Genomic DNA, 13,307 nt, shown 5'->3' with positions numbered 1-13,307 from the left:
GGGCTGGATTCGGTGGTCACTCGAAGGGGTTCAGGCAGCTCGAAGCGCTGCGCACCGAACCCCCCTCGGTGTCACCGGGGCCCAGCGCGGTGACGGTGAAGGAGAAGCACCGGTGGGCTCCCACGGTTCGGGTGAAGGTCTGGGAGGTGGTCTGTTCCACCGTCGTCTCCGTGGCGAAGTCGACCGCGTCCCCCATGGGGGTGATCCGGTACCCCTCGGCGTTCTCCGCCGCCGTCCAAGTGACGGTGACGTCGGTACCCGAGACGCCGTGGGAGACCTCGCCGGGGTCGCCCACCTCGACCTCGGGCATGGTGACCGGGTCGCTGGTGACCGACTCCCCGGTCACCCCGCCCGTTCCCCGCGAGGTCACGGTGAAGGTGTAGGTACCGCCCTCCGTCAGCCCGGTGACGTCCAGGGAGGTCTGCGTGCCGGTGCGGTCGGCGGGGGCCGATCCCCCTCCGGTCTCCGTGGTGGACACCAGGTAGTCGGTGGCGCCGTCGGCCGCTCCCCAGGAGACGGTGGCGGTCCGCGCGTCGATCACCTCCACCGAGACCGCCCCGGGAACACCCGGGGCCTCGGAGTCCGGAGTGACTTGGGATGACTGCGCGGCCGGTCCGGTGCCGTGTTCGTTGACCGCTCGGACCCGGAACCGGTAGACGGTCCCGTTCTCCAAGCCGCTCACCTCGGTGTCCAGTTCGTCGCCGGCCACCGTGGTCTCCCCACCGTCCCACGTGATCTCGTAGGAGGTGACGGGGGCGTCCGGTGAGTAGGCCTCGGTCCAGCTCAGTCGTACGTCGCCGTTCCCGGCCTCGGCGGTCACCGGGGTCGGAGCGCCGGGTGGGCCACCGGTCTCCTCGGTCGGTTCCCCGGCCCCTCCCGCCGCGTTGGAGCCACCGCCGTCCTGCCCCGGATCACCGCCCGCCTCGGGCAGGTTCTCCGGTCGTCCCGTCCCGGGGGCGTCGGAGGACGTGGGGCTCTCTCCTCGCAGTTCGCCCGGCCCGGGCGGGGGCTCAGCGAGGTCGACCAGGGTGGCCTGTCCGGAGGGGTCGATGACCGCGGCCGCACCGGTGTCGGGGGCGCTGACGAACAGGCTGCCCTCCCGGGCCTCCAGTTCGAGGGGTCCCTCGGCGTCGGGCAGGGTGACCGTGTCGAGTTCACGACCGTTGGGCGTGTAGGACCGCACGACGCCCTCGTCGTCGTAGGGCACGTACACACGCCCCTCGAAGGGAACGCCGAGGCCGCCCCCGGGATGGCCCAGAGGGAACTTCGAGGTCTGCGCGGCGCCGTAGGGGTGCAGGAGGGTGACGATCTCCCCGTCCTCGGTCTTGGTCACCGCGGCCATGTCCCCATGGGTGCGAGCGGGCATCTGTGAGCCCTCCAGCGTCACGGGCATGGTGACCATGACCGGTTCGTCGCCCTCTCGCATGGCGACCGCCCGGTCACCACCGCGGTCGAGCACCATGGCCCCGTCGTCGAACACCGTGACCCCGATGTCGGATCCGGGTGAGGAGACGGCCACGGTCTGTGTGATGGCGGCCTCGCCCTCGGTGACCTGGATACCGACGGCGTTGCCCTGGGCGGGCACGCCCAACCACAGGGTGTCGGAGTCGTCGAAGCCCCCTCCCACCAGGGGACCCTCCAGGGTGAGGGAGGCTCCGGTGGCCTGGAGCGTGGCCGGGTCGACCGCCCTGACCTCCCCGGCCGCGCGATCGACCACCACCGCCGCCGCCTTCCCCAGGATCACGGCGAAGTCCCCTCCCCCGAGGTCAAGTCTGCCGGAGAAGCCCAGGTCATCGAGGTCGACCGAGGTGACCCGACCCGTCTCGGGATCGGTGAGCAACAGGTAGTCGTCATTCTGCTCGACCTCGACGCGGCCGCCCTCGGATTCGGGCAGGGACGCCACCAGGTCGATCTCGGCGTTGTTGCCGTTGACGCGGATGGCCTCACCGACGGACGCGTTCCACAACCAGGCGGCGCCGTCGGAGACGTCGTCCTCCTGGCCGAGGGCACCGACCCCGAAGGCGGTACCGACCAGGGCCGTGGCCATGATCGTCAACACCAGCCCGGAGGAGCCCGCCCGGGTACGCCTGGCGAGTGTGCCGAGTAACCGTTTCGATCGCCCGAATCCAGCACGCGCCGACTGATGGCTCACGATCTCCACGCTCTCCTTCGACTGTCCACGCCGAACGCCTTCCGCCCTCCAGGCGGCAAGGGAGGTGGAATCGACCGCATCGGGGGGCGATACGGGCATCTGTACAAAACCAGACGCCCCGGAAGACGTCAACGCGAATCCCCCGCGACACCGCCGGGGATGACAGGTCGGTCCCCCTCGGGTTTCCCGACCATCGTGGCCGCCATCCGGGAGCGTTCACCGCCTCTACAAGAAGAGATCCTGGTCAACACCGGTCACGGTGACTCCACCGCCCTCAGTGCCGAGGCCCTGGCGCCCGATCATGCCCGGAGCCCCGCACCGGTTCATCCGTGTGCGGGGCTCCTGCGTTCTTCACTCAGCCCAGCCGAATCTCCAGCGGGTCCTCGAAGGAGAGCGTGTCCTCGACCTGCAGGGTGACCGGTTCGGTTCCCTCGGGAACGTCGAAGACCGCACGTCCGGAGGACTCGTTACCCGGGTTGATCTGTTCGAGGAAGAAGTCTTCCTCACCGGGGACGTATCCGGCGGAGTGCTCGTTACCGTCGGCATCGATCAAGGACAGCGCGGTCTCGTCGAAGTAGGTGGCTTCCGTACCGCTGTTCTCCACGGTCACGTCGACGATGACGAACTCGCCCTGAGCCTGTTCCTGGGAGTAACCGTCGCCGACGGCGCCTGCCGTCTCGGTTCCGTTCACGGTGACGAGCCAGCTGCCGACCTCCCCGGGTTCTCCGACACCGACCGTTTCGACGGACTCTTCCTCCGGGGCCGTTCCTCCTCCGCCTGCGGTGCTCTCGGTATCCTCCCCGCCACCTCCCGCGGTGCAGGCGTACACCAGCACGCAGAAGAGGAAGATCCCGAGCAGGATCCAGGGCCACTTGCGCCGCTTCTTCTTCGCGACCGGCGCCATCGGCGGTGGCCCGTAACCCTGCGGAGGCCCGTAACCCTGTGGTGGAGGGAACCCCTGGGGCGGCGTGTATCCCTGGGGCGGGGCCGCTCCGTGCGGGGGTACGTAGCCCTGGTTCGGGCCGGGCCCATACGGCTCGGGCTGTTCCGGATCTTGGCCGTGCTGCATGCCACCCATGGCGCTCCACCTCCGGGAGAGAAGGAACCAAACCCAGGTCGGGCGGGTTCAACCTCACTCACAAGATTGAGTGTTACGCCCGGGTAAGTAGCACAAATTCCTCAAAAATGTTCACTTGGAATGCGGCCGGGAATTCCCAATTCCCCGGAAAATTCAATTAGCCGAGGCAACCTCCGGATAGGGTTACCCGAAGAAACCAGGGATTTCTCCCTGAACCGGCCTCACACACCCCCTCCCATTCCGGGTTTTCACGCGCTCTAGATGGTGGAGGTGGCACGCGATACCCTTCCTTGGCTTCGACGCGACGTTCATGATCAAGGCCGAATTTTCGGTGATCCCGGGACGGCTCGGCTTGTCGGGGGCGGTGGGTCAGTCCAGGAACAGCTCCGCGACGACTTCACCGTCGAAGACCCGGCCGGTCTCGCGGAAGCCGAGTTTGCGATAGAACTCCGCCGGGCCACCTTCCCCCGGCACCCACATCACGGTGACCCGCTCGTTTCCACGACCGCGCGCCTCCGCGAGGAAGGACCGCACGGCGAAGCGCCCGTAGCCCTTGCCCTGCTCCCCCTCGGCGACGTTGAGCCGCCACAGGCCACAGCGGAAATCGGGGTCGTCCTCATCGGAGACGAAGTCGGCCATGACGAAGGCGACGGGGCGGTCGCCGTCCAGGATCAGGCGGGTCCACACGGTCTCGCGGGAGGCGTAGGCCTCGGCCAAGGAGGTGACGACGGGGGCGACGAAGGTGTTCTGGTCCTCACGGACCTTCACCTTGATGGCGGTGACGACGTTGTCGGGGGTGATCTCCACGGCGTGGAGAGAGGGGGTGCGCATCCGAACACCGTAGAGGTCCGCTTCCACGGTTCCCACCCGTTTTTCACGCCCGGACACGGGTGCGCCCCGGGACCGGGTGGTCTCGGGGCGCACCTCTTCGTGCCGAGGATCAGGCGGCGCCGTCGACGGCGGCCGACCAGTGCAGGGCCTGCCCGACCTGACCGAACAGGCCCTTGGGGTGGTTGCGGAACAGCGGTTCGGTACCGAACAGCACCACCGCGGCGCCGGGTTCGGCGACCCCGCTGACCACGGACGCCTGTCCGGCCGCGTCCTGCCGACCTCCCGTGCCATCGGCCCCGGGCCGCCAGTGCCCGGCGACCAAGGGGTTCTCGGCCGCGTAGGACTGTTCGACCGTGACGCCGTCGCCCAGGTCGGTGAACCACCCGGGCGAGTACACGAACCCGTACCCGCCGGTCCCACCCAGGACCCCGTCGCCGTCGTCCACACGCACCACACCGTTGGCGTCGGAACGGCCCGAGTCACGGGTGGCGTCCAACAGGCCGGCCGCCTCGTTGAACCGGGCCCCGGTCGCGCCGCGCGCCACGACCCCACCCCGTTCCAGGAACGTGTCCAGGGCCGCCCTCGCGTCCTCGTTCAGGTCACCGTGGACCAGGCCACCGGCCACGTACAGCACGTCGATGTCGGACCAGTCGAACCCGTCGTTGAGCACGGCGGTGGACACCGTGGTCACGTCGAATCCCAACTCGCCCAGGGTGAAGACCTCGTCGGCGGCCCCGGCCACGGCCACCCGGGCAGGCCCCAGGACGGGACCCTCCGGTGCGGTGTCGGCGGCGGTGAACACCGCTCCGTGGCGTTCGGCGACCTCGGCCACCGTGTCGGCGGCCTCGGCCGGCACCCACACCGTTCCCTGACCTGCCTGGACCGGCTCCACTCCGGCCTCGACCAGGTCGTTGAGCGCCGCGACGTCCGCGGCGTCGTCCAGTCGCAGGTTCCAGTCGCCCTCACCCTCGACCCTCCCGGTGGGATCGGCGACCGCCACCGCGGTGCCGGTGGGCGGCTCGGACTCGACGGCGGTCACGGTGGCGCCCCACAGGCGCCCGTGGCTCCACCCGGAGATGTCGTACATCGCCTCCACGTCGTCGCTGATGTCGCGTCCGTCCTCCAGCAGGACGTTGGCCATGCCGCGTTTGGGCTGATGCATGTCCACGACGTAGGACCCGGCCGGGTAGACGGCGCCGTCCAGCTCGAACCCCTCGTCGGCGCGTTGGACACGCACGTCGTTGGCGACGAGGAAGTCGACCAGGCGTGCGGCGGCCGGCACGGATCTCTGTCCCTCCCCGGCGGGGATCACGTAACCACGTGGGAAGTCGGTGGTGTACACGTCCTCGGGGCCGAAGCCCGGCACCCAATCCCGGGGCGGGACGACCTGTTCCTCACCGTTGGCCCCGCGACGGAACACCTCGATCTGGTCACCGACCAACTCTTCGTGGTTGTCCTGGGCGTAGTCCAGGGTGGCCTCGATCGTGGCGGCTGAGATGTCGGTGTTGATGGCGCTGCGCCGCCGCAGTTCCTCCTCCGGCAGGTCGTAGTCGGCGTTGTTGACCCGCATCGGAAACTCGATGGTGGCCGCGGCGACCGCGCCCTGGTAGGGGGCGTACATGGGGGTGAAGATGGGCGGCCAGTCGTCCCAGCCGTCCTCCTGGTCCCGGAAGGGGATCTGTGGCGGTTCCACCCCGTCCTCCTCGGGGGTGTACCCCAGGTCGAGGACGGCCTGCTCCATCTCTATGGCGTTCGCGTAGGTGTTCTTGATGAACAGGTCGTACTCGTAGTTCTGGCCGTGCGGCGGCGTGGTGGGTTCGATGAGGGTGCCGTTGACGTACCCGTGCTGGTCGATCATCACCACCGGCCGGGTGTCGATCATGACCTGACGGATCGCGGCCGACTCCGGTTGGGAGACGGTGACGAAGTCACGGTTGAGGTCGAACCCGGCGCTGTTGGCGCGGGTGCCCGCCACCCGACCGTCCGGGTTGGCGGTGACGGTGAAGTACAGACGTGAGGACTCCAGCAGTTCCTCGGTCCGTTCGTCCTCGGCGGTGGCCAGCTCCTCGATGACGCGCAGCGAGGCGTCGGTGCCCTCCCATTCATTGCCGTGGATGTTGGCGTTGACGTGCACCGGTGTCTTGTACCGGTCGATCAGGGTGTGGTCGCGGGCGGCCCGATCGGGGTTCTCGGAGATCAGCTCGCGCATGCGCCGCTGATGGCGGGCCTCGGCGCGCGTCTCGGGTTCGGTGAGGGTGACCAGGTACAGGTCGCGTCCCTGCACGGACTCACCGATGATCTCGGCGCTGACCCGGTCGGAGGTCTCCTGTAGGTCGTTGAGCGTCGGCGCGATGTCGTGGAAGGGGACCAGTCCGAGTTTGACGGAGTGGTCGTCGGGATCCTCGGGCGGGACGGGAAGCTCGTTCTGACGCGGGTAGGCGGCGTCCGCCTCGACCCCGGGCGCGGACGGGGGCTCGGCCAACGGTTCGGCGGTCAGGGCCTCCGCACCGGCGGCGACCTCGTCGCGTTCGGGGCCGTTGGCGTCGTCGCGGGGTTCGGCGAGGGCGGGCGTGGGCGCGGCCATCAGGCACAGGGCCGCGAACGCGGCCGTGGCTCCGGCGAGTGCTACGGGACGGGCGGTGCGGCTATCGGGGGGATTGTGCACGAGGCTCCTCCTGTGGTCTTCGACGTTCCTACCTGTCCGGTGGGGCTGCCACAAGACGGCCAGGGTCGACTTTTCCGTGTCCACCCGGGACCTCTGCCGGAATGTCGGTGCCCCCGTTTAGGGTGCGCACCATGGACGAGCACCTCCCCACCGGTACCGAAGCACTGATCGACGCTCCGGCGGCGGCCTGGACCGCGATGTCGCGGGAGCTGTCGGAGACGACCGGCACCTACTGGCTGACCGTCACTCGCACCGGCTCGGCCCCGCACACGCGGCCGTTGCTCGCGGTGTGGTCGCGCGGACTGCCCCACTTCGCGTGCGGGCCGGACAGCGCGAAGGCGCGATCGCTGACCGAGGGGGCACCGGTGAGTCTGGCCGTGTCCACCGGCCGTTGGGACGTGGTGGTGGAGGGCCCCGCGGAACGGGTACGCGACCCCGAGAAGGTGCGCGTGGTCGCCGAGACCTACCCGGTGGTCTATGGGTGGGCCCCGCTATCCGAGGGAGATCTGCTGGTCGGCCCGGACGGAGCCCCCACCGCCGGTCCCCCGCCTTACGCGGTGTACGCGGTACGGCCGAGCACCGTGTACGCCTTTCCCACCGACACCACCGACCACGGCCCCACCCGCTGGCGGTTCGAGCGCCCATGACCACGGGGACGCGCTCGTAGGTGAGGATCGGGGATCGCGGGGTAGGTCTTCCCAAGAAATTCGAGACCCCGACGATCGCAACGGCTCCACCCCCGGGAGGCATTAGTGCGCATCAGTATCGTTCTCTCCGTCCTCGTCGTGCTGTGGTTGGTGATCGGTCTGGTAGCGGCCTTCCAACGCGGCTACTTCAGTCCAGCGGACACCAACTGTTCGACGCTGGGCAGCACCGTGGTGACCGTCTTCGTCGGCCCGCTCAACTACCTCGGGGTCAACCCGACCATCGAGTGCCCGACGCTCCCCCAGCCCTCGGAGTGAGCGGCGGCTCCGGGGCGGTTTCGCGACCGGGGGCACGAAACGGAGTGCCGTTTGGGCCCGCGCTTCCGTAACGGGCAGGATGTCGGGTATGGATGTTCTCAGCAGCCGCGTGATGATCCACCCCACCGATCCGACGCGTAGCCGTTCCTTCTACCGTGACGTGCTCGAACTCGGCGTGCACCGCGAGTTCGGGCCGCCCGACGCGCCAGGAACCGTGTTCTTCCTCGGCAACGGCCTGTTGGAGGTGTCCGGGCACGCAGAATCCTCCGGGGTGCCGTCGATGTCGCTGTGGTTGCAGGTGCGCGACGTGCGCGCCGAGTACGCCCGGGTGACCGCCCTGGGCGCCCGGGGGCTGCGTCCCCCGCAGAAGGAGTTCTGGGGGTTGGTCGAGGCGTGGGTCGCCGACCCGGACGGGGTGCGCATCGTCCTGGTGCAGGTTCCGGACGACCACCCGTTGCGCCGGGACCAGCGCGAGTTCTGACCACCGAACGAGCCTGACGCTCGCCCGCCCGACCCGTCGCCATCACGCGCCCGACGACCCCGCCGACTCCCACGGCGGGGTCTTCCTCGTTCGCGTCGTCTCCTCAACAGCGCCGGCCCCCATGTGGTGAGGGGCACCACTTCACGACGACACGCCGCGCCACGATCCGGCACCCTCCCGTGCGGCACGGGCAGACTCTTGACCATCCCGTGCCGCCCCAACGGCCCGGGCCACCTCCCCTCTCCCCCGTATCCCCCATAGAAGACGACACCACCGAGAGAACGGAGTCCATGTGCGATCCGAGTGGCCGGGAGTAGGGGCACTTGCCAACAGGTGGAACGCGACCCGCCGGGCCCGTGCCGAACAGGACCGGCGGCGGGAGGCCGAGCGGGCGGAGAGCCTCCCCGTCGACGAGGGCACCGAGACGCGGGACGACACCGGCGCCGGTGACCTCCTGCGCGTGGTCAGCGACACGTGCTGGCGGCTGTTGATCATCGGCGTGTTCGCCGGCCTGTTGGTCTACGGACTGATCCACCTGTCCGTGGTCACGCTTCCGGTGATCATCGCGGTGTTCCTGACCGCGTTGCTGATGCCGCTGGCCAACCGGCTGCGTCGGCCCAACATGATCCGACGCGCGGGGTTCGGCCGGGGCGCGTCCACGACCATCACCCTGCTCGTGGCGTTGATCGTCTACAGCGTGGCCGTCACCCTGATCGTGACGCCCGCGGTCGCCGGCTTCGGTGGCCTGGTGGACAGCGTCAACCAGGCCATCGCCCGGATCGGGTCGATTCAGCTGCCGTTCGGGCTCGATCCGGCCCTGCTCACCGAGGCCATCGACAACGCCTGGGCCCAAGCCAGGTCCCTGATCTCGGACAACTCCGACCAGATCCTCAGTGGCGCGTGGACGGCGACCACCGCCGTGTCCCGGATCGTGCTCGGAATCGTGCTGATCCTCGTCCTGACGATCTACTTCCTGCACTCGGGCGACAAGCTCATGGAGTGGATCGCGCGGCTGTTTCCGCCCCGTTCTCGCCCGGTCCTGCACCGCTCCTCCCGAGTGACCTGGGACGTCATGGGTCACTACGTTCGGGGCGTGGCGCTGGTGGGCCTGTTCGACGCGGTGGGCGTCGGTATCGCGCTGCTCCTGTTGATCGACACCGGCCTGGCGGTCCCTCTGATCGTCCTCACCTTCGTCGGGGCGTTCCTGCCGGTCGTCGGCGCGTTCGTGAGCGGTCTTCTGGCCGTTCTGGTGGCCCTGGTGACCGAGGGCTGGATCGTGGCACTGATCATCCTCGGCGTCGTGCTGCTGGTGCAGCAGTTGGAGAGCAACGTCTTCGCGCCGCGCGTCTACGGCCGATCCCTCGACCTGCCCTCCGCCGTGGTGTTGATCGCGCTCACCGTCGGTGGTTTCCTCGGCGGCGTCGCGGGGTTGTTCCTGGCCACCCCGATCGCCGCGGTGCTGGCGGCGCTGCTGCGCGAACGCCCGGGGAGCGGGCCGGACACCGCGCCCCTCTCCGAGCCGGACGGTACACCTACGCCCTAGTACACCGAGGTGGCTCCGGTGCCGGGCCCGTAACCTGACTCCATGATCAAGCGCGAAGATACCGACCTCGACGTCGACGCCATGCTCCAAGACCTGCGGACGCTCGTGGAGGTCGAGTCCCCTTCCCGGGACCTCGCCGCTCTGCGAAGGTCGGCCGAGGCGGTGGCCGCGCTGGTCGAGCACCGCCTGGGCGGGCGCGCCACCCTCGTGGACGGGCCGGCCGGGACGCACGTGCGCTGGTCGGGCGGGGGTACGCCCCGGGTCCTGGTGCTCGGCCACCACGACACGGTCTTCCCCTTGGGCACCCTGGAGCACCGCCCGTTCCGGGTGGAGGGCGGTCACGCCACGGGCCCCGGTGTCTACGACATGTTGGGCGGCCTGGTGCAGGCGATCCACGGTCTGGCCACGTTGGAGAATCCCTCCGGGGTGGAGCTGTTGGTGACCGCCGACGAGGAGGTCGGCTCGCATTACTCGCGGGCGCTCATCGAGGAGCGGGCGCGGGCGTGCGACGCGGTGCTGGTGTTCGAGGGCGCCACCGCGGACGGGCACCTGAAGGTCGCCCGTAAGGGCTGCGGGACGTTCGAGGTGGCGGTGCGCGGCGTGGCCTCACACGCCGGGTTGGAACCCGAGGCGGGCGTGAACGCGCTGGTGGAAGCCGCCCACCAGGTCCTGGCGATCGCCGCGTTGGATCGCCCAGAGGTGGGCACGACGGTGACGCCGACCGTGGCCGCGGCGGGGACCACCGACAACGTGGTGCCGGCGGAGGCCACGATCGTGGTGGACGTGCGTGTGCCCTCCGCGGCGGAGAAGGACCGGGTGGAGACGGCGTTCGCGAATCTGAGCCCGGTCCTGGCGGGCGCGGAGCTCACGGTGACGGGTTCGGTGAACCGGCCGCCGATGCCGCCGGAGGGGGCGGCGGAGCTGCTGGCGAAGGCCCGGTGGTCGCTGCCGGGAATCGAGGGTGTAGCGGTGGGCGGTGGCAGCGACGGCAACTTCACCGCGGCGTCGGGCGTGCCCACGTTGGACGGGTTGGGCGCGGTCGGAGGCGGCGCGCACGCCGACCACGAGTACCTGGTGGTGGACTCCATGGTCGAGCGCGCGCGGCTGGCCGCCGACCTGGTGAGGGCGATCCGCACCTGACCCACGGAGTCACCGGATCAGAGGAGTTCGGCGAGGAGGGGGATCTGGTCGGGGTCGGCCAGTGCCGAGCCGACCGCCACCATCCGCGCCCCCGCGTCGAGGTACTCCCGCGCGTTGCGGGCGTCCATGCCGCCGGTGGCGACGATCCGCACGTCGGGGAAGGGCCCGCGCATGGCACGGAACCACTCCGTGCCCAGGGCCGTGGCGGGGAAGGCCTTCACCCAGTGCCCGCCCGCCTTCAGCACGCCCTGGACGTCGCTCGGGGTGGCCACCCCGGGCAGGTGTGGCAGGCCCGCGGCCTCCGAGGCGGCCATCACCTGGGCGTCGAAGCCCGGGGCGACGGTGAAGGCGGCGCCGGCCAGGGCCACGGCTCGGACCTGCTCGGTGGAGATCACGGTGCCCGCGCCGACGGGGTGGCCGCGTTCGGCCCCGGCCCGGACGGTCGCTCGCAACGCCTCCAGACCCGCTTCGTCCCGGGCGGGTACCTCGATCGCGGTGACACCCAGCTCCCAGGCGCGTTCGGCCAACGCGACGGTGGTGTCCACGGGCATGCCGCGCAGGATCGCCAGCACGCTGTGTCCGGTGAACAGGCCGTCCAGACCTTCGTCACTCATGGTCGTCTCCTCTCATCGCGGCCATCGCCGCGGAGGCTCGGTCGATCCACCGCTCGTCGGGGACCGACAACAGTTCATCCACCTGTTCCGGAGGGGGTGGGGCGGCGAGGTCGCCGGTCACCCGTAGGACACGCCCCGCGCACAGGTGCCCCAGTCGTAGGCGGCCCGTGGTGTCCAGGTCGCGCAGTTCACCGGCCAGGTACCCGGCGGCGAACGCGTCTCCGGCACCCACCGGTTCGACGACCTGCACCACCGGTGCGGGTACGTGGAGTTCCGTGTCACCGTCGAACGCGGTGGCCCCGTGTTCGGCGTCCTTGACCACCAGACGGTCCACGTCGGGCAGGAGTGAGCGCACCTCGCGGGCCGTGGTGGTACCCCACAGTTCCTCCGCCTCGTCCCTGCCGACGAAGACGAGGTCGGCGAGCCGGGCCAGTTCCAGCAGACGGGTGGCCGCCCGCCCGGGGCTCCACAGCCGGGGCCGGTGGTTGACGTCGAAGCTCACCCTCACGTCGGGGTCGGTGAGCAGGCGCTCGGCGAGGGCGTCGCACTCGGGTGAAAGGGCCGGGGTGACGCCCGACAGGTGCACCGTCCCGGCCGAGCGGACATGGGGGTGATCGGCGATTTCGGGCCCGAGCGCCGAGGCCGCCGATCCCGCCCGGTAGTAGTGGACCGTGCTCCCCGAGGGCGAGGGGTCCTTGGCGATCAGGCCCGTGGGCCGTTCGGGGTCGACTCGGACACCGGACACGTCCACGCCCCGATGTCCCACGCTCCGCGTGACCACCCGCCCGAAGGGGTCGTCGCCCACGGCGCTCAGCCAGGCGGACCGGTGGCCCAGTTCCGCCAGTCCGCAGGCGACGTTGGACTCGGCGCCGGCGACGCCCATCGCCAGGTGCGGTGCCCGGTCCAGGGGGACCGGTTCGGTCGCGGTGAGCAGCAGCATGGTCTCACCGACACAGGTCACTCGGTGCGTCACGGGTTCCCTCCGAAGTACCGGACCGGCGGGGCGCCGACGTCCACGGGGACCCCGAAGAGCGCGCCGTCGAAGGGGCCGGGGTGGCTCAGGCCCACCGTGGCGGAGGTGACGAACATCCGGGGTCGCGGCCCGTCCACGACGCACACGCTCGTGGGTTGGGCGGCGGGCAGGGTGACCACGCGTTCCAGGGTTCCGTCCGGGTCGTAGCGGTGCACCCGACCGGCTCCCCAGACGGCGACCCACAGGTGTCCTTCCGAGTCGACCTGCATCCCGTCGGGGCCACCCTCGTCGACGCGGGCGAAGACGGACGGGTTCGTGGGCTCCCCGGTCGCGGAGACCTCGTAGGCGTCGATTCTGCCCGCGGCGCTGTCTGCGAGGTACATGCGGGAGCCGTCGGCGGTGAAGGCCGGTCCGTTGGGAACCGTGTAGCCGTCCAGGACCCGGGTGACCCCGCCGTCGGGGTCGGCGCGGTAGAGCGCACCGGCGCCGGGTGTGCCGTCATAGGCCATCGACCCGGCCCAGAACCTCCCCTGGGGGTCGCAGCAGCCGTCGTTCATCCTCATCGGTGTGGCCGCCTCGTCCTCGGGCCTGGCCAGCCATCGGGGTCGGGCGCCCTCGGCGAGCAGCGCCACCCCGGTGCCCGCGGCCGCGACGTAGGTTCCCGGCCGGTCCCGTACGGGGGCGACCGCGCCCAAGGGCACGTCCAGGTCGACGAGCACCTGGGCCGGTCCGGGCAGGCCGGGGTCGAGCCGCAGGAGCCTGCCGGTGAGGATGTCCACCATCAGCAGGTCCGGGCCATGAAGGCGCAGGCCCTCCCCGAGTTCGAAGCGGTCCGTACTCCAAGGTTCGTGTCGCATCCGTGTCACCT

General features: G+C 70.3%; 12 protein-coding genes. 5 read left to right on the top strand and 7 right to left on the bottom strand.

From position 1 onward, the window contains the following. Positions 1-16: 16 nt before the first annotated feature. From ACWGSK_RS02245 to ACWGSK_RS02230, 4 genes are all read right to left on the bottom strand, one after another. A complete protein-coding gene (locus ACWGSK_RS02245) occupies positions 17-2,161 on the bottom strand; it encodes a fibronectin type III domain-containing protein (RefSeq protein ID WP_452455033.1) in 2,145 nt (714 codons plus the stop codon). Positions 2,162-2,507: 346 nt separating this feature from the next. Further along, a complete protein-coding gene (locus ACWGSK_RS02240) occupies positions 2,508-3,230 on the bottom strand; it encodes a DUF4352 domain-containing protein (RefSeq protein WP_358509062.1) in 723 nt (240 codons plus the stop codon). A 369-nt stretch (positions 3,231-3,599) separates the two neighbouring features. Continuing rightward, a complete protein-coding gene (locus tag ACWGSK_RS02235; protein ID WP_358509064.1) occupies positions 3,600-4,061 on the bottom strand; it encodes a GNAT family N-acetyltransferase in 462 nt (153 codons plus the stop codon). A gap of 109 nt (positions 4,062-4,170) precedes the next feature. Continuing rightward, positions 4,171-6,726 (bottom strand): M14 family zinc carboxypeptidase, encoded by a 2,556-nt coding sequence (locus tag ACWGSK_RS02230; protein WP_452455032.1) that lies wholly within the window; start codon positions 6,724-6,726, stop codon positions 4,171-4,173. 131 nt (positions 6,727-6,857) lie between these two features. Here ACWGSK_RS02230 and ACWGSK_RS02225 point away from each other — a divergent pair, with 131 nt between their 5' ends. The 5 genes from ACWGSK_RS02225 (at position 6,858) to ACWGSK_RS02205 (ending at position 10,852) form a co-directional block, all read left to right on the top strand. Then, a complete protein-coding gene (locus tag ACWGSK_RS02225; protein ID WP_358509067.1) occupies positions 6,858-7,373 on the top strand; it encodes a pyridoxamine 5'-phosphate oxidase family protein in 516 nt (171 codons plus the stop codon). 105 nt (positions 7,374-7,478) lie between these two features. Further along, entirely contained in the window at positions 7,479-7,688 is a 210-nt protein-coding gene (locus ACWGSK_RS02220) for a hypothetical protein (protein ID WP_358509069.1), read from the top strand. Between the two features lie 88 nt (positions 7,689-7,776). Beyond that, the gene (locus tag ACWGSK_RS02215) at positions 7,777-8,169 is read left to right on the top strand and encodes a VOC family protein (protein WP_067604217.1); all 393 of its coding nucleotides are present in this window, start codon (positions 7,777-7,779) and stop codon (positions 8,167-8,169) included. Positions 8,170-8,461: 292 nt separating this feature from the next. Then, the gene (locus tag ACWGSK_RS02210) at positions 8,462-9,712 is read left to right on the top strand and encodes an AI-2E family transporter (RefSeq protein WP_452455031.1); all 1,251 of its coding nucleotides are present in this window, start codon (positions 8,462-8,464) and stop codon (positions 9,710-9,712) included. A gap of 42 nt (positions 9,713-9,754) precedes the next feature. Then, positions 9,755-10,852, top strand: coding sequence for a M20 family metallopeptidase (locus ACWGSK_RS02205; protein ID WP_358509074.1), 1,098 nt, complete (start codon positions 9,755-9,757; stop codon positions 10,850-10,852). Between the two features lie 17 nt (positions 10,853-10,869). On the opposite strand, the gene ACWGSK_RS02200 is transcribed toward ACWGSK_RS02205, so the two are convergent. Genes ACWGSK_RS02200 through ACWGSK_RS02190 form a run of 3 tightly spaced genes read right to left on the bottom strand, consistent with a single transcriptional unit; the run spans position 10,870 to position 13,296 of the window. After that, positions 10,870-11,466, bottom strand: coding sequence for a bifunctional 4-hydroxy-2-oxoglutarate aldolase/2-dehydro-3-deoxy-phosphogluconate aldolase (locus ACWGSK_RS02200; protein ID WP_358509077.1), 597 nt, complete (start codon positions 11,464-11,466; stop codon positions 10,870-10,872). Then, positions 11,459-12,439: a sugar kinase gene (locus ACWGSK_RS02195; RefSeq protein WP_358509080.1), complete on the bottom strand. Its 981-nt coding sequence runs from the start codon at positions 12,437-12,439 to the stop codon at positions 11,459-11,461. The genes ACWGSK_RS02200 and ACWGSK_RS02195 overlap by 8 nt, the downstream gene beginning before the upstream one ends. After that, complete coding sequence (locus ACWGSK_RS02190; protein ID WP_452455030.1) at positions 12,436-13,296, bottom strand: SMP-30/gluconolactonase/LRE family protein; 861 nt, start codon at positions 13,294-13,296, stop codon at positions 12,436-12,438. Before ACWGSK_RS02190 ends, ACWGSK_RS02195 begins: the two co-directional genes overlap by 4 nt. Positions 13,297-13,307 lie beyond the last annotated feature (11 nt).

This window comes from Nocardiopsis sp. NPDC055551 (assembly GCF_053619415.1).
Note: the sequence above shows the minus strand (reverse complement) of the source record. Positions and strands in the feature narration are given on the sequence as shown.

Bases quoted from the DNA above. Each gene is read 5' to 3' on its own strand.
- ACWGSK_RS02240 (WP_358509062.1), bottom strand. From the start codon at position 3,230: ATGGGTGGCATGCAGCACGGCCAAGATCCGGAACAGCCCGAGCCGTAT.
- ACWGSK_RS02235 (WP_358509064.1), bottom strand. From the start codon at position 4,061: ATGCGCACCCCCTCTCTCCACGCCGTGGAGATCACCCCCGACAACGTC.
- ACWGSK_RS02225 (WP_358509067.1), top strand. From the start codon at position 6,858: ATGGACGAGCACCTCCCCACCGGTACCGAAGCACTGATCGACGCTCCG.
- ACWGSK_RS02215 (WP_067604217.1), top strand. From the start codon at position 7,777: ATGGATGTTCTCAGCAGCCGCGTGATGATCCACCCCACCGATCCGACG.
- ACWGSK_RS02205 (WP_358509074.1), top strand. From the start codon at position 9,755: ATGATCAAGCGCGAAGATACCGACCTCGACGTCGACGCCATGCTCCAA.
- ACWGSK_RS02200 (WP_358509077.1), bottom strand. From the start codon at position 11,466: ATGAGTGACGAAGGTCTGGACGGCCTGTTCACCGGACACAGCGTGCTG.
- ACWGSK_RS02190 (WP_452455030.1), bottom strand. From the start codon at position 13,296: ATGCGACACGAACCTTGGAGTACGGACCGCTTCGAACTCGGGGAGGGC.